The sequence below is a fragment of the Vibrio mediterranei genome (assembly GCF_013364395.1).
Taxonomy (GTDB): Bacteria; Pseudomonadota; Gammaproteobacteria; order Enterobacterales; family Vibrionaceae; genus Vibrio; species Vibrio mediterranei.
Map to the genome: position 1 here is coordinate 2,558,881 of NZ_JABXGK010000001.1, position 16,432 is coordinate 2,575,312.

Below are 16,432 nucleotides of genomic sequence, written 5' to 3' on the forward strand. Positions count from 1 at the left end.
AGTTAGTGCCTCTTGAGCTCTACTAAAATACGTTCGGCGATGCGCTCCAACGGCAGGTCTTCCGTCGAAATACCTGCTTTCGCTACAGCCTGAGGCATGCCATAAACCACGCAAGACTCTTCGTCTTGTGCCCAAATAGTTGACCCTGCAGCTTTGAGCATACGAGCGCCTTCTCTACCATCTGCACCCATTCCAGTTAATATCATCGACAACACTTTGTCTTGATAGATCTTAGCGGCAGAACCAAAGGTGACATCAACACAGGGTTTGTAATTCATGCGTTCGCCACCATCAATGATGCGGATCTTGGTATTACCAGGACGTCCTTCGAGCATCATCTGCATTCCGCCTGGCGCCAAATAGGCAACACCTGGTTGTAACATATCGCCATCCGCCGCTTCTTTGACCGTAATTTGGCAAAGAGAGTTTAAGCGTGCTGCAAACGCTGCAGTAAACGTCGCTGGCATATGCTGTACAAGCAGAATCGGATGGGGATAATTAACAGGTAACTTGGTTAAGATCTTTTGTAGAGCCACTGGTCCGCCTGTTGAAGTTCCGATCGCTGTCAACTGATACGACTTACCACTGGCACGAAACCGTGCGGCTGGGGTCGCTGGCGCGGTGGCTTTTACAGCACTCACTGAAGGTTCGACACGTGAAGCGGCTGTTCTCGATGTTATTGTGCCCGCTGACCTTGATATTGGGCGAATAGGTGTTCTGCGTAACAACGCGCGACGGCTAGCAATTTGCTGCACACGTTGCTGCAACAGGCTGACGGCTTCGTCTTTGTTGCGCGCAATATCTTCAAATTTCTTTGGTAAGAAATCTAAAGCACCAGCTTCCAATGCATCTAAGGTCGCTTTGGCGCCTTCATGCGTCAAAGACGAGAACATAAGTATCGGGGTTGGCTGAGACGCCATGATCTCACGTACCGCAGAGATGCCATCCATAACTGGCATCTCTATATCCATAGTGATCACATCGGGTTTCAGAGACAGTGCCTTTTCGACTGCCTCTTTGCCATTCACAGCAACATCAACCACTTCTAATCGAGGGGCTGCATTAATAATATCGCTAACACGTCTGCGGAAAAAACTTGAGTCGTCGACGACGAGTACTTTAAGTGACATAGACTTCCCTAAATTAGATACGCGATGCTGCTGCGTACTGCTTGAGTAAGTCAGGTACGTCTAATATCAATGCGATGTGACCATCACTAGTAATGGTTGCGCCTGCCATGCCCGGCGTACCTTGTAATAGGCTATCTAGCGGTTTAATCACCACTTCTTCTTGGCCGATCAAAGTATCCACAACAAAGCCAACACGCTGGCTGCCTATCTGAACGATGACCACATGCCCATGACCCTTACGCTGCTCAGCGCGACCCGCATGTGGTGCGAGCCAGTTTTGCAGATAGAACAGAGGAATAGACTTATCACGAACAATGATCGTCAATTGACCATCAACCACATTGGTACGGCTTAAATCTAGGTGGAAAATTTCGTTCACGCTTGCCAAAGGCAGTGCAAATGGATTACCTCCCACTCCCACCATCAAGGTTGGAAGTATCGCTAATGTGAGCGGAACTTTAATGGTAATTTTGGTGCCTTTACCGAGTTCTGAATCAATATCGATAGAGCCGTTTAAGGTATTAATGGCGGTCTTCACCACATCCATACCTACGCCACGACCCGATATATCCGAGATCTTTTCTTTGCTGGAGAAGCCCGGCATAAAGATAAGATTAAAGCACTCTTTGTCGGTCAGACGAGAGGCTGCGTCCTCATCCATCATGCCGCGTTTTACCGCAATAGCACGCAACTTCTCAGGGTCCATACCACCGCCATCATCAATAATGGCAAGTTCGATATGGTCACCTTCTTGAGAGGCAGAAAGGGTTATCTTACCCGTGCGAGATTTACCTGACTGTTCACGAACATCTGGCATCTCCACACCATGGTCAACCGAGTTTCGAACCAAGTGAATCAGTGGATCCGCTAGGGCTTCTACTAAGTTCTTATCGAGGTCGGTATCTTCACCTTGCATTTCAAGAACAATGTCCTTGTTAAGGCTACGCGCTAAATCTCTTACCACTCGCGGGAAGCGACCGAAGACTTTCTTAATAGGCTGCATGCGGGTTTTCATTACCGCACCTTGCAGATCTGCTGTCACAACATCGAGATTGGAGACTGCTTTAGACATCTCTTCATCATTACTGTTGAGACCAAGACTTACCAAGCGGTTACGAACCAACACCAGCTCACCAACCATGTTCATGATGGTATCCAGTGTTGAAGTATCAACACGAACTGTTGCTTCGGCTTGTGGTTTCTTGACCTGCACAGCCGTGTTTTTGCTTTCCGCTGGTAAGGATTTTTCTGGGGCTGGCGCAACAGCGGGGGCCGCCGCTTTGGCATGTTCTGCTACTTTAGGCTCGATCGTCGCTGGTGCAACGTTTTGAGATGCAGGTTTTGTTGCTACATCCAGTTCATCTGGAGAAGGGCCCTTACCAACACCATGCAATTCATCCAGCAGTTTCTCGAACTCTTCGTCCGTCATCAAATCACCGCTGTCAGGCCCTGCTGGTGTCTCTTTAACCTCAGGCTTAGAGGCAGCTACAGCTGTCACCGCTGGGGCAATATCTGTCGCAGAAGGTCCCTTACCGACACCATGTAGTTCGTCTAACAGTTTTTCAAACTCATCGTCCGTAATGTCTGACGAGCTAAGTTCCGCTGGTGCCACAGGCGCGCTATCCACCGCAGAGATGGCAGGCGCAGCCGCAACTTTACTCGGGCCACTCCCCTTGCCATGAAGCTCATCTAAAAGACGCTCAAACTCATCTTGAGTAATGTCATCGATGGAGTCGCCTTGCGCCACCGTTGAAGATTCAACTACGCTGAGTTCTGGCTCAGAGACGGTCGGAGGTTCTGGGATTTCAACCTTAGGAGCTACGGCCTCGTCTGCGGACTCTGGCTTACTTAGGCGATGAAGTTCCTCTAGTAGTGCAGGATCGGCCGGTTCAATCGGAGCCATGTTCTGAACTGATTGGAACTGATGGTTAACGGTGTCTAACGCTTTAAGCATGGTATCCATTAGACTGGCATTCACTGAGCGCTGGCCGTTTCGAAGGATATCGAAGACGTTTTCCGCACCATGACAGGTATCAACAAGTTCAGTTAATGCTAGAAATCCTGCACCACCTTTTACGGTGTGGAAACCTCTAAATATCGCATTCAAAAGATCTTTATCTTCAGGATTGTTCTCTAGTTCGACTAGCTGCTCTGAAAGCAACTCGAGTATCTCACCCGCTTCTACTAGAAAGTCCTGTAGAATCTCTTCATCTAATTCGTAGCTCATTGTCCACCCCTAAAACCCAAGACTCGAAAGCAAATCATCGACTTCGTCTTGCGAAGAGACGGCATCGTCTCTCTCATGAGGGTTAATAATCGGTCCCTCGACGCCAACTGGTGCCTGCTTTGGTTTTGATGTTATTGGTTGTTGTTCGTCACTGAACACTTTCAAGATTTCCACCAGCCTCGTTTCCACTTCACTGACTAAAGTGATAACGCGGCGAATGATTTGTCCAGTAAGGTCTTGAAAATCCTGCGCCATTAGAATGTTGGTGAGCTGAGTACGCAGTTCGGTACCATCCCCTTCCACCTGACTAAGTAGATCATCAATACGATGACACAGGTCTTTAAATTGTTTTAGCTCAAGCCTGCCATGCATTAGCTCGTTCCACTGTGGACGAACTTGCAATAAACATTCATGGAGATTGTCCGCCATAGGCAGACAACGTTCTACCGCGTCCATTGTGGTGTTGGCAGAAATTTCCGTTTTGTTGATGACGTATTCTAAGCGGTCGCGAGCCTCAGGGATTTCATCATTGGCGATCTCATTAAGACGCGTATCAATGCTGAATTCCTTTAAAGCATCGTGCAGGTCACGAGTCAGAGCGCCAACTTCTTGAAGTACTCGACTTTCGTTGCCGCCTTGAATCATCATGACCAGCTCATTGGCTTCTTGTTGTTTGTCGTTTTCCAACAAATCAACAAGCTGCTTAGCTTGTTCTAATGAAATCATTCTGATATAGCCATTCGCTATGCTGAGCGCGTTATAAACGCTCGAAAATTTTGTCTAATTTTTCTTTTAGTGTTGCTGCGGTAAATGGTTTAACGATGTAACCATTTACACCGGCTTGCGCCGCTTCGATAATCTGCTCGCGTTTAGCTTCTGCAGTGATCATAAGAACAGGTAGGTGTTTAAGTTCTTCATCCGCTCGGATGTGTCGTAGTAGATCGATCCCTTGCATGCCTGGCATATTCCAGTCGGTTACGACAAAGTCAAAATCGCCCTTCTTGAGCATTGGTAGTGCCGTTAAACCGTCATCAGCTTCTAGCGTGTTGCTAAAGCCCAAGTCGCGTAGAAGGTTTTTGACAATACGGCGCATTGTTGAAAAGTCGTCAACAATAAGGATTTTCATGTTTTTATTCAAAATTGCCTCCACTGAAAGCAAGATCAGTGTTTATTAATTATTATCTGTCCAAGCACTTAGCTTGGTGCGAAGACGCTGCATCGATTGGCTCAATATTTGACTAACGCGCGATTCGCTGACGCCCAATACTTCACCTATCTCCTTCAAATTTAACTCTTCGTCATAATACAAGGATAACGTTAATGCTTCACGCTCTGGTAGCGATTTTATTGATTCTATTAACGCTTCACGGAACGCATCGTCCGCGACGCCTTGAAACGGAGTATTATCTTCTTCATCTGAAACAGAGACAGAATCTTCCGAAACGCCTAAATCTTCTATTCCCACCAACTTCGAACAATTAATATCGGTCAGAGCTTTGTGGTATTGAGCAAGACTCAGCCCCAAATAGTTGGCCACCTCAGAATCGGTTGGGTCTCGATTCAGCTCGACTTCCAACACCGAAATGGCCTGAGAGATATCACGGCTATGTTTATGTACCGAACGTGGCACCCAATCACCGCGACGAATATCGTCAAGCATGGCTCCTCGAATCCGAATCCCTGCGTAGGTTTCGAAGCTCGCGCCTTTACTGCCATCGTAATTTTTTTGTGCTTCAATCAGGCCGATCATTCCAGCCTGGATCAAGTCTTCAACCAACACGTTCGGTGGAAGTCGCCCAATCAAATGGTGGGCGATACGCTTCACCAATACTGAGTACTTCTCTAAGAAAGCTTGCTGACCACTCAAATTGGCATGTTGGTCATAGGTCAAAGCTTTATTCACTAAACGGTTCCTCTAGCGCTTCTGGTCTATTTAGTAGCCTTTCGACAAAAAACTCTAGGTGCCCACTTGGTACTTTTGGAATAGGCCAAGTTAACGCTTTGTTCGCCAAAGAACTTAGCGCTAGAGCAGCAGGTGAGCGTGGAAATGCATCAACTACTATCTTTTGTCTCTTCACTGCTTGTCGCACTTTATCATCTAATGGGATGCATGCGACTAACTCAAGACTCACATTGAGGAATCGTTCTGTGACTAATGTCAATTTTGTAAACAATTCTCGCCCTTCTCGATAGCTACGAACCATATTCGCCACCACTTTGAAGCGCTGAACTTGATGCTCTCGACTAAGTAGCTTAATAAGTGCATAAGCATCGGTAATTGAGGTTGGTTCATCACAAACCACCACTACTACATCTTGCGCTGCGCGAGAAAAACTCACCACCATATCGGAAATGCCCGCTGCGGTATCAACAAGCAAGACGTCCATTTCTTCTTCTAAGCTACCAAACGCTCGAATCAATCCCATATGTTGAGCATGGCTCAGCTCCGTCATGCTCTGCGTTCCAGATGTCGCTGGGATAATTCGAATGCCGTGAGGACCTTCGACAATAGCATCTTTTAAATCACATTCGCCTGCTAATACATGGCCGAGGTTTTTCTTAGGTCGAATACCAAGCATGACGTCGACATTTGCCAGACCTAAATCGGCATCCAACACCATTACTTTTTTGCCTTGACGAGCCATACAGATTGCAAGTCCAAGCGTCACATTGGATTTACCAACACCACCTTTACCGCCAGTAACTGAAATTACCTTCGTCAACGTTGGCTGAGTCAAACGTCTTAGGCCACTCGCTTGGTCATGTATCATGTTATTTGTCATATTCGCTTGCACCTAAACCCCCTCCATATCACTGTTCCAGAAGTGGGGTTCATTCTCTGTCGACTTCTCTAATAGTTCGTTCGCTTTCGCGACCATATATTTGGGCTGCGCAATTACAATGTCTTCTGGCACCCGTTGTCCATTGGCAATATAGGTGACTGGTAGTGCATTTTGTACTACAACACTGATAAATTCGCCCAAGCTTAACGACTCATCCAACTTAGTCATAATGCACCCTGATAACGGGATGCGTCTAAAGTGGTCTAACGTTTCTTGCAAAACTTGACGCTGCGCTGTCGCTGGTAGCACCAAGTAGCTATGTATTACTTCTCCGCTTTCCTGCATCAGCGTATCGAGCTGTTCGGAAAGCCTAACGTCTCGCTGCCCCATACCTGCGGTATCAATTAGCACTAAGCGTCTGTTTCTTAACTGATATAGTACATCGGCAAGTTCTTCAGAATCTTTAGCAACTCTGACGGGACATCCCATAATTCTGCCATAAATGGATAATTGCTCATGAGCACCAATTCGGTAGGTATCCGTTGTGACTAGCGCTACGTTATCCGAACCGTATTCCATAGCGGCTCTTGCCGCTAATTTAGCCACTGTCGTCGTTTTACCGACACCCGTAGGCCCAAGCAACGCGACAATCCCACCTTTGCGCAGAATATCTTGCTTGCTCACAACGATTTGATCTGAGACTAAAGACAGCAATGCCTTCCATGCTTTTTGAGGCGGCGTATCTTCTGGGATATAACAAGCGAGCTGATCGGAAAGTTCTGGAGACAGCCCCATTCTTTCTAATCGTTTGATTAACATGGCTCGAAGTGGCTCTCGGCGCTCGACTTCTTGCCACATTAAACCGGACACCTGATGTTCAAGAAGGCGACGGATGGATGACATATCTTCCTTCATCGCTTCGAGCTCTTCACCGATTTTCGCGTCACGTGGACTGGAACCTCGGCGCGGTGCATCTGTGCTATTTTCAGCAAATTGATGACGCCCTGTGGAACGTACGCTTAAGCGATTGTCGCGAGAGTCAAAATCTGAGCGATTTTCTTGAGCATATTGATAGCGATCGCTGTTTTGATAACCGTCACTGACCGATTTTGCTCGCTCTGATTGTCTTTCTAACAAAGCAGAAAGAGAATCAGGTGGTGTCGATGCGCTTTTACTCGCGTTGCTGTCAGCACCACGATAGTTTTTGAGCATATTGGCAAATCGATCGGTGACCGAAGGCGCGCTTGCTGAACTTTTTTGATTGAGATTCACAACGTCGTCCTTGAGGCTGCGTCCACTGTTATGGTTTCTACCATCAGCCTGACGGTCATTGGTCTGACGACCACCGTCATAGCCGCTTTGTGGACGTGTTGGTGCCGCCAATGCGTTGCTTTGCATCTGACGTGGTTCCGATGGTGAACTATCACCATCGACGGCAGCAACGATTTCTACCCCACCCGCCACTTTTTTATTGGACATGATCACCGCTTCAGCACCAAGTTCTTCTTTCACTTGGAGTAATGCCTGACGCATATCTCTGGCAAAAAATCGTTTAATTTTCAACTGTTACATCCATTTTCCATCCAAACCGCTAATTACCAACGGCTTGCACAATTCTGATTTGTTTCTCATCTGGGATTTCTTGGTAAGACAAGACACGTAAGTTAGGAATGGTATTTTTCACAAACTTAGCCAATGTCGAACGTAATACCCCTGATGTCAGCAGCACAGCTGCCTCACCTTTTAGCTCTTGCTCTTGTGTCGCTTGAGTTAGTGACGCTTGCAGTCGTTCGGCTAATCCAGGTTCAATTCCGGTTGATTCACCACCAGAAGCTTGCATTGTTTGATGCAATATTTGTTCCAGCTCAGGAATGAGCGTAATGACCGGCAACTCTGGCTCTATTCCATTGATTTCCTGAACAATTAGTCGTTTTAGCGCTATTCGAACCGCTGCTGTGAGAACGTCAGGTTCTTGACTCTTGCCGGAGTACTCGGCCAAAGTTTGCACAATAGTTCGAATATCTCTAATTGGTATTGCTTCATGCAGCAAGTTTTGCAGCACTTTCACCACGGTTCCTAAAGGTAATTGCTCTGGTACAAAGTCTTCGACCAGTTTTGGCGCACTTCGTCCCAGCATCTCAAGAAGGTTTTGCACTTCTTCGTGTCCAAGCAATTGCGCAGCATTGTTAGTTAGCAACTGACTTAAGTGAGTCGCCAACACAGTAGATGAGTCGACAACGGTATAGCCTAGTGCTTGAGCGTGCTCTCGCTGTGCTTCCTGAATCCAGACCGCTTCAAGTCCGAATGCTGGATCGATGGTTTGTTCGCCGTCAATCAAACCATAAACTTGCCCCGGATTAATCGCTAACTCTTGATCAGGACGAATTTCTGCTTCACCTACCGCGACTCCCATCAACGTGATTCGATAGGAATTTGGTGTTAGCTCTAGGTTGTCGCGAATATGAACAGCTGGGATGAGGAAGCCAAAATCTTGTGACAGCTTCTTACGAACTCCTTTAACACGCTCGAGTAATTCACCACCTTGGTCTCGGTCAACAAGCGGTATAAGTCGATAACCTACTTCCAAGCCAATGACATCCACAGGGTGAACATCATCCCAAGACAACTCCTTAGGCGTTGATGAGGTTTCATTGCTGCTGATCTCCGCAGGAAGATTCTTCTGTTCCTCTTTCTTAGCTTGTTTTCTGTGTAACCAGTAAGCCCCCAAACCGGCAATCAATGCCAGCATCAAGAATGCAAAATGAGGCATACCAGGCACAATACCCATCACACCCAGGATCCCCGCTGTAATGGTTAGAGCTTTCGGATTATCAAACAGTTGGAAAACAACTTGCTGGCCCATATCCTCGTCAGTATTTTGACGGGTTACCATGATTGCAGCAGCGATAGAGAGTAAAAGTGATGGAATCTGTGCTACTAAACCATCACCAATGGTTAATAGTGTATAGATTTGGATGGCATCACCAAAACTGAGTGAGTACTGCATCATCCCAATACTCAAGCCGCCAATAATGTTTAAGAACAAAATCAGAATACCAGCAATGGCATCACCTTTAACAAACTTTGATGCACCATCCATCGAGCCGTAGAAGTCTGCTTCTTTGGTTACTTCAAATCGGCGTGTTCTAGCCTGCTCTTGATCAATAAGGCCGGCATTCAAGTCAGCATCGATGGCCATTTGTTTACCTGGTAAGGCGTCCAAAGTAAAGCGTGCACTTACTTCAGAGATCCGCCCCGCACCTTTGGTAACCACCATAAAGTTAATGATCATCAAAATCATAAACACGACTAAACCAACTGCGTAGTTACCGCCAATCACTACGTTACCAAAGGCCTCAATAACGTTACCCGCTGCACCACTTCCCTCGTGACCATACAGTAACACCACTCGAGTTGAAGCAACGTTTAGTGCCAAACGCAGTAAAGTAGCGATGAGCAACACCGTCGGAAAAGCAGCAAAGTCGAGAGGACGACGGGTATAGACCGACACCAATAGTACCACCATCGCTAACGCGATGTTGAAGGTAAAAAACAGGTCGAGAAGAAATGCCGGTATCGGAAGAACGATCATTGCCAACGCTGCAAGAACCATAATTGGCGCACCAATAGCTGGTAATGCTCTGCGAGGAATGTTTGGCAACCTATCGGTAAAAGGTAAAGTCAACTTCATTAATAACTACGTCACTGCGTCACCAAAACCACTAGCCCTTGGTGAAAATAATCCTATAACAACAGCAACTAGCAAGAATCAAGCCACTAGATTCGTCAAATATTTGACGATATTTTTATATTCTGGCACCTCTGATTGTCTCATTTCTTGAGACAGACAATTCGATATTACCCTGCTTAAAAAATGAGTTGATTAAATTTAGGATCAGACGCATTAATTTTCGCGAACTGACTAAGTCATAACGAATTGAGCAGGAAAATTTTGAATCAATGTTAGCTATCAGAAATTTTAGACCCGTGCCAGTGTTGTTAATGAGCTTGGCACTAGGGTGTACGTCACACACGCCACCTGTTAACCAAAAACTCAGTACATCACAGTCCACTTCTGATTATACCTTGCAAAAGTACCTACAACGACCTAACCATATGATTGTTATGCTTTCATTTTCAGGAGGAGGTAGTCGAGCTGCGGCGCTCTCTTATGGTGTACTGGAGGCTCTAGCGCAAACTCAAATACAAGTAGACGGCCAGTCAATCTCGTTAATTGACGAGGTAGATGTCGTAAGTGCTGTATCAGGAGGAAGTTTCACCGCGGCCTACCTTGGCTTATATGGACATGACAAGCTAGAGCAATATAGGCAAGATTTCTTATATCAAGAGGTTTCCCATGATATCGCTTCGCATTTCCTCTCACCATTTCGATGGATGGTTCCAAAAAACCTAACTGCCGACGCCACCAATTATTATCAAGATCATATCTTTGGTGACGCCATTTTTTCGGATATAGATAATACCCAATCACCATACATTATTATTAATGCTTCTGATATTACGACTCGGACGCGTTTTTCATTTACACCGGAATACTTTGATTTGTTATGTTCTAACGTAGATAACTACCCTATTTCAAGCGCCGTCATGGCATCGTCTGCAGTGCCTGTTTTGTTTCCGCCCGTTGTGCTAGAAAATTATCCAACATGTGAATCTACACCAATCCCGCTTGAGCTAATCAATCATGGGTCACCTAACCGAAGCCAACAATTCGTAGACAGCTTAGATAGCTACAGCTGCAAAAAGAAAAACCAATACATACACCTAGTAGATGGTGGAATTACCGATAACCTAGGTTTATTAGCCATTTATGAACTGATGGAGCACTATGAAGCAGAACAAATACTTAACGCCTCTCATTCATCATCTAGCATTCCATTCGTGATTATTTCTGTTGACGCTTCCACCTCCCCAGAACTTGGTATTGGTCGTCACTCTGAAGCTCCAAGTATCAAAGATACCTTGGATGCGGTAACCGACATTCAGCTCCATCGCTACAATGACTCAACCAAGGATTTAATCCTCGATTCTATGCAGAAATGGTCACAAGAAGGCTCAACAAAGCACAAGGTTATCAAGCCTTATTTTATTGAGATCAGTGTTCAGAATGTACAAGATGCAAAACTCAAAGCGATAATGAATGAGATCCCCACCGACTTTACCTTAGAACCAGACTCAATAGACATAATGATCACTGAGGGTCGTCAACAATTACTAAATCACTCTGAATTTCAAACTATGATTTTACAGCACACCCAATAAATAAGGTGCTTCATTAAAATCTCATATCTTTTGGAATGGTAATTTGATCATTTTGCAGCGTAGGGCGCTGTCCACCTTTTTTGCGATACTGTTTAAGTTGATACACATACGCCAATATCTGAGCAACCGCGGCAAACAAGCCATCTGGAATCTCCTGTTCCAGTTCTGTTGTATGATAAAGAGAACGCGCTAACGGAGGCGAAGGAATTACGTAGATGCTGTGCTCTCTAGCCACTTCTCGTATCTTAAGTGCCATGTGGTCGATACCCTTTGCAACCACTACAGGCGCTTTGTCTTGCCCCTGTTTATAGCGCAGTGCAACAGAGAAGTGTTCCGGGTTGGTAATAATAACGTCGGCCTGCGGTACTTCTGCCATCATTCTTCGTTGAGCGGCTTCTCTTTGCAGCATTCGAATCCGTCCCTTCACCTCGGGTTTACCTTCGGTATCTTTAAACTCATCTTTGACTTCTTGCTTTGTCATTTTGAGCTGATTCGCATGCTGCCAAATCTGGAATGGAATATCGATGGCGACCACAATCAATAGTGTCGCACTAATCAACAAAATAAAGTTAAGTAAAATATCGAGCGCGTGAAAAATGTTTTGTGGAAAGACTTCCATACTAAGCTGGAACAAGTCTGCTCTGGAGGCATTAACGAGATAGAATGCCATCCCTGCCACCAACGTGACCTTTAAAATTGATTTGATCAGCTCAACCCAGCTTTGCATTCCTACCATGCGTTTAAGGCCACTAAGCGGGTTCATTTTGGATAGTTTTGGCATCGCCGCTTCTGCAGAGAAACTAATACCACCAACACCAGCAGCTCCGATTAACGCCGCAATAAATAGAACAAACAAGATAAGCAGAAGTGGGAGCAATAGACTGGAAAGTGCGCCAAGTGCCACATCAAACAGCTTGGTCGAATCGTAGATTTCTTCTCGGCTCAAGTTAAACAGCCGAGCCATTGAACCAAACAAAGCGCGCGCGAGCCCTTCACCAAACATCATCAGCGAAAGCGCACCAACAATCAGTACTGAGACCGACGCTAACTCTTTAGAACGTGCCACCTGCCCCTTTTCGCGAGCTTGTTTAAGCCGCTGGGGGGTGGCGTCTTCGGTGCGTTCTTGGCCATCTGATTCTGCCATCGTCAGCCTCCTACTCGCTTAACAGTTCAGGTCGATCAAGCGACATACCTGACCTTCCACTTCGAGCCAATACAATTGGTAGTGACTGTACAGGCCAGCCATGATGTACCAACAGATCATCAAACCAATCAGCAATGCAAAGGCAAAACCAAGAGAGAAAATATTCAACTGCGGTGCCGCACGAGTCATCACACCAAACGACAAATTCACCGTTAATAGAGCGATAATCCCGGCTAAGGCCATACTCAAGGCGGTTTGGAACATGATACTTAACCATCCAGCCATCTCACGAAAATCGGCACTAGAGAGATGTCCAGACCCGATAGGCAGAGTCTTAAAGCTCATCACCACCAGTTGAATCATCTTCAAATGACCATCCGTTGCCAGAAAAAACATCGTGGCTAGGAACATAAATAGCTGACCAAGCAAAGGAGTATTTTGACCATTCGCTGGGTCGACCATAGAAGCAAAACCCAGACTCGATTGCATACCGAGGATCTGACCTAGCATAACAAACGTCTGAATCATGAAGACGGTCGTCATCCCCATCGCAGTACCAATCAGTATCTGTTCTGCGACCGTAAGAAAGCCTTGGAAAGAAAACAACTCGATAGTTTGCGGAACGGCAGGGATAGAAGGCATGACAGCCAGTGTCAGCGCTAGCCCCAAAAACAATCGAATTCTAGGTGACACAAAGTTGGCCCCCGTCACCGACATCACCATCAACATGGCAGAAATACGCACGTAAGGCCAAAAGTAATTACTGATCCATTCGAGTACAGCGCTGGTAGGGTACTCCATAATGTTGTTACCAGAGTACCTGTGGCAGTCTCTCTATAATTTCATAGAAAAACTCCATCATCATCTGAGTGCCCCAGTGAGCAAAGCCAATCAACGCCAATATGGTGACTATCAATCTTGGTAGAAAACTCAGCGTCTGTTCATTGATAGAAGTGGCCGCTTGGAAAATTGCCACCACCAAACCGACGAGAAGACTTGGCACTACAATGGCACAGACGAGGATCAACACCATCCATAATGCGTCTCTAAACAGTTCAACAAATACCTCTGGAGTCATCGATTATCTCCAGCTACAAAGCAAAACTGCCGGCCAGTGTGGACAGTATTAAGTTCCATCCATCAACCAACACGAACAACATCAACTTGAATGGCAGCGATACGATCATTGGTGACAACATCATCATACCCATCGCCATTAGTATCGACGCCACAACCAAGTCAATAATTAAAAACGGTAAGAACAACATAAAGCCGATCTGAAATGCCGTTTTCAACTCTGAAGTAATGAATGCCGGAATCAGTACCGCCATTGACACATCTTCTGGGTTCTGTGCTGTCGAGCCCGACATTTCAACAAACGTCTCCAAATCTTTGACTCTTGTCTGCTTCAGCATAAAGGATTTCATCGGACCTTGTGCCTGCTGAAACGCTTCTTTTGCCGTGATTTGTTCATTCAAGTAGGGTTGAATCGCTTGGTCATTCACCTGATTCAATACCGGCGACATGATGAAAAACGTCAAGAAGATCGCGATACCGATAATCACCTGATTAGAAGGTGTTTGTTGCAAACCCATCGCTTGTCTTAGTATCGACATCACAACAACGATACGGGTAAATGAGGTCATCAAAATAACCATGGCAGGCAAAAAGCCCAACATGGTCATCAACGCCAAAATCTGCAAGTTTATTGAGTAGTCTTCGCTGCCATCAGGGTTGGTTTTCATGGTGAACGCCGGAATACCTGGCCCTGTGCCAAACGAGCTTGAGGAGGCGCTGCCCGCTGCCCCCCGGTCATTCTGCATAGCGGTGACAGTCACACCTGTGTCTAGTGCAGCATTACTCGGTACTGGTGTCGCTACCGCCTCTTCTGCCCATGACAGTGGCGCAAGAAGCAGCGTCAAACAGATGAAAATCAGTCGAGTTAAGTTAGTCATGGGAATTCGGTTTCTTCATCAGTTTCGATAGCTGCGCAGCAAACGCAGGCTGAGCCAAATCGGCTTCCTCTAGTGGCGTCTCCAACTTTGAAATCAGCTGAATTGACTGCGAGGTAATACCCACTAAAAACTGCTCTTCACCTGCCTGTACTATAGCAATACGTTCTTTTGTCCCAACTGGAATTTGCCTAACAATCTTAAGCCCTTGCTGGTTGACCAGTGATGGCACCTTCATGCGTTTTAGCACCCATGCCAAACCAAGAATTATCAGAATAACTAACACTAAAGAACCTAGCGTAGTAGCTAGGTCAAATGGAGAACCAGAAGCGCTTAGTGGAGCACTTTCTTGAGAGGCGACCGCCGTCGATGCCCCTCCTAATGAAACTGCCACTAGCAGAACTCTAGACAAAAGCTTTATCGCCATATTAACGCAACTTCTTAATTCGCTCAGTTTGACTGATGACATCCGTCAAACGGATACCAAACTTGTCGTTTACCACAACCACCTCACCATGAGCGATCAAGGTGCCATTTACCATGACATCGAGCGATTCGCCGGCAATGCGGTCTAATTCCACTACCGAACCTTGGTTCAGCTGAAGTAGGTTACGGATGCTAATTTGTGAGCGGCCAACTTCCATAGAGATGGTCACTGGAATATCCATAATCGTATCCAGTTTACGACGCTCATCCTCTGAAATCGGCGCTGGTGAGTCTTGCAGTTCATCCAGTGGTGCGGCGAGTACCTCATCCACATCAATTTCTGGCGCCATTGGATCTTCACCTAAAGCGGCTGCCCATTCGTCCGCAAGTTTTTGGTCGTCACTTATCGTCATTATTTATATCTACTCTGGTTATTCTTCGTCTGCGTCTTCCACATGCTCCAACTCAGCCATAATATCCTTACCAAGGAAAGCTAAGTCGGTTTTCACTACATCTGGGCGTCTTATTTTTTCGGAAATCTGTACGGCAACTTTTTCGCCAGTGCGTCCCATCTTCACTCTGAACGTCGGCAATTCCTCGACAAACATGGTGGCATTTTCCGGCATATCGATAGGAATGATATCTCCGGCTTGCAACTCCATAAGGTCGCGAAGTGATACGTCTTTCTCTAACAGGTTCACGCGGAAGTTCACCGGAACATCCATAATTTCTTCACGCAGGGCGCTACTCCAACGGACATCGGTTTCCATCTTATCCGACTGGACACCTGCATCGAGTAATTCGCGAATAGGCTCCACCATAGAATACGGCATCACCACATGGAAATCGCCACCACCGCCATCCACTTCGATATGGAACGAGCTGACCACAATAACTTCGGTTGGGCTGACAATGTTCGCCATGCTTGGGTTCACTTCTGAGTCCAAATACTCAAACTCAACGCCCATAACTGGCGACCACGCTTCCTTGTAGTCTTCGAAAACGGTTTTCATCAATAACTGAATGATACGCCGCTCTGTAGGGGTAAACTCTCGACCCTCAATCTTGGCGTGAAAACGGCCGTCACCACCAAAGAAGTTTTCTACCAAAATGAACACCAAACGCGCTTCCATAGTAATGAGAGCTGTTCCTTTTAGCGGTCTAAAGCGCACCATATTCAAGCTTGTTGGCACGTATAAGGTGTTTTGGTATTCACCAAACTTCATCATCTGAACGCCGTTAATCGACACTTCAGCGGTTTTTCGCAACATATTGAATAAGCTGATTCGCATATGGCGCGCAAAACGTTCATTGATAAGTTCGAGTGTAGGCATTCGACCACGAACAATGCGATCTTGCGACGAGAAGTCAAAATGCACCACATCATTGGGGTCTTGATCTAGCTCATCTTCAACTTCATCGACATCGTCTACTCCGTGGAGAAGCGCATCAATTTCGTCTTGGCTTAATAAATCGGTCACACAATA

Annotated in this window: 16 protein-coding genes; 1 reads left to right on the top strand and 15 read right to left on the bottom strand. The window is 46.2% G+C overall.

The genetic code is table 11. The features are described 5' to 3' along the window. Nucleotides 1-2: 2 nt before the first annotated feature. The 8 genes from HOP38_RS11855 to flhA are packed head-to-tail and all read right to left on the bottom strand — an operon-like array spanning nt 3 to nt 9,831. Nucleotides 3-1,130 (bottom strand): protein-glutamate methylesterase/protein-glutamine glutaminase, encoded by a 1,128-nt coding sequence (locus HOP38_RS11855; protein ID WP_124940099.1) that lies wholly within the window; start codon nt 1,128-1,130, stop codon nt 3-5. Between the two features lie 13 nt (nt 1,131-1,143). Beyond that, nucleotides 1,144-3,357 carry a chemotaxis protein CheA gene (locus HOP38_RS11860; RefSeq protein WP_198558125.1) on the bottom strand — a complete coding sequence of 738 codons (2,214 nt, stop codon included), beginning with the start codon at nt 3,355-3,357 and terminating at the stop codon, nt 1,144-1,146. Nucleotides 3,358-3,366: 9 nt separating this feature from the next. Further along, a complete protein-coding gene (locus HOP38_RS11865) occupies nt 3,367-4,083 on the bottom strand; it encodes a protein phosphatase CheZ (protein ID WP_198558126.1) in 717 nt (238 codons plus the stop codon). 31 nt (nt 4,084-4,114) lie between these two features. Beyond that, on the bottom strand, nt 4,115-4,483 hold the full coding sequence (gene cheY, locus HOP38_RS11870) for a chemotaxis response regulator CheY (protein ID WP_006069980.1): 369 nt from the start codon (nt 4,481-4,483) through the stop codon (nt 4,115-4,117). A 45-nt stretch (nt 4,484-4,528) separates the two neighbouring features. Then, nucleotides 4,529-5,260, bottom strand: coding sequence for an RNA polymerase sigma factor FliA (locus HOP38_RS11875; protein ID WP_006069979.1), 732 nt, complete (start codon nt 5,258-5,260; stop codon nt 4,529-4,531). Next, nucleotides 5,253-6,140, bottom strand: a complete 888-nt coding sequence (locus tag HOP38_RS11880; RefSeq protein WP_031495379.1) for a MinD/ParA family protein — start codon at nt 6,138-6,140, stop codon at nt 5,253-5,255. Before HOP38_RS11880 ends, HOP38_RS11875 begins: the two co-directional genes overlap by 8 nt. A 12-nt stretch (nt 6,141-6,152) precedes the next feature. Next, complete coding sequence (flhF, locus tag HOP38_RS11885; RefSeq protein WP_198558127.1) at nt 6,153-7,703, bottom strand: flagellar biosynthesis GTPase FlhF; 1,551 nt, start codon at nt 7,701-7,703, stop codon at nt 6,153-6,155. 28 nt (nt 7,704-7,731) lie between these two features. Continuing rightward, a complete protein-coding gene (gene flhA / locus HOP38_RS11890; RefSeq protein WP_124940102.1) occupies nt 7,732-9,831 on the bottom strand; it encodes a flagellar biosynthesis protein FlhA in 2,100 nt (699 codons plus the stop codon). Nucleotides 9,832-10,100: 269 nt separating this feature from the next. Between flhA and HOP38_RS11895 the strand changes: the two genes are divergently transcribed. Continuing rightward, complete coding sequence (locus HOP38_RS11895) at nt 10,101-11,423, top strand: patatin-like phospholipase family protein (protein ID WP_198558128.1); 1,323 nt, start codon at nt 10,101-10,103, stop codon at nt 11,421-11,423. Nucleotides 11,424-11,436: 13 nt separating this feature from the next. On the opposite strand, the gene flhB is transcribed toward HOP38_RS11895, so the two are convergent. Genes flhB through fliM form a run of 7 tightly spaced genes read right to left on the bottom strand, consistent with a single transcriptional unit; the run spans nt 11,437 to nt 16,426 of the window. After that, on the bottom strand, nt 11,437-12,567 hold the full coding sequence (flhB, locus tag HOP38_RS11900) for a flagellar biosynthesis protein FlhB (protein WP_198558129.1): 1,131 nt from the start codon (nt 12,565-12,567) through the stop codon (nt 11,437-11,439). A gap of 18 nt (nt 12,568-12,585) precedes the next feature. Next, nucleotides 12,586-13,368: a flagellar biosynthetic protein FliR gene (fliR, locus tag HOP38_RS11905; protein ID WP_006069974.1), complete on the bottom strand. Its 783-nt coding sequence runs from the start codon at nt 13,366-13,368 to the stop codon at nt 12,586-12,588. 7 nt (nt 13,369-13,375) lie between these two features. Beyond that, nucleotides 13,376-13,645, bottom strand: a complete 270-nt coding sequence (gene fliQ, locus HOP38_RS11910) for a flagellar biosynthesis protein FliQ (protein WP_006069973.1) — start codon at nt 13,643-13,645, stop codon at nt 13,376-13,378. 13 nt (nt 13,646-13,658) lie between these two features. Next, complete coding sequence (fliP, locus tag HOP38_RS11915; RefSeq protein WP_006069972.1) at nt 13,659-14,522, bottom strand: flagellar type III secretion system pore protein FliP; 864 nt, start codon at nt 14,520-14,522, stop codon at nt 13,659-13,661. Beyond that, a complete protein-coding gene (gene fliO / locus HOP38_RS11920) occupies nt 14,515-14,946 on the bottom strand; it encodes a flagellar biosynthetic protein FliO (protein ID WP_006069971.1) in 432 nt (143 codons plus the stop codon). The genes fliP and fliO overlap by 8 nt, the downstream gene beginning before the upstream one ends. A 1-nt stretch (nt 14,947) precedes the next feature. Beyond that, entirely contained in the window at nt 14,948-15,358 is a 411-nt protein-coding gene (gene fliN, locus HOP38_RS11925) for a flagellar motor switch protein FliN (protein WP_006069970.1), read from the bottom strand. Between the two features lie 18 nt (nt 15,359-15,376). Next, nucleotides 15,377-16,426, bottom strand: a complete 1,050-nt coding sequence (gene fliM, locus HOP38_RS11930; RefSeq protein WP_006069969.1) for a flagellar motor switch protein FliM — start codon at nt 16,424-16,426, stop codon at nt 15,377-15,379. Nucleotides 16,427-16,432 lie beyond the last annotated feature (6 nt).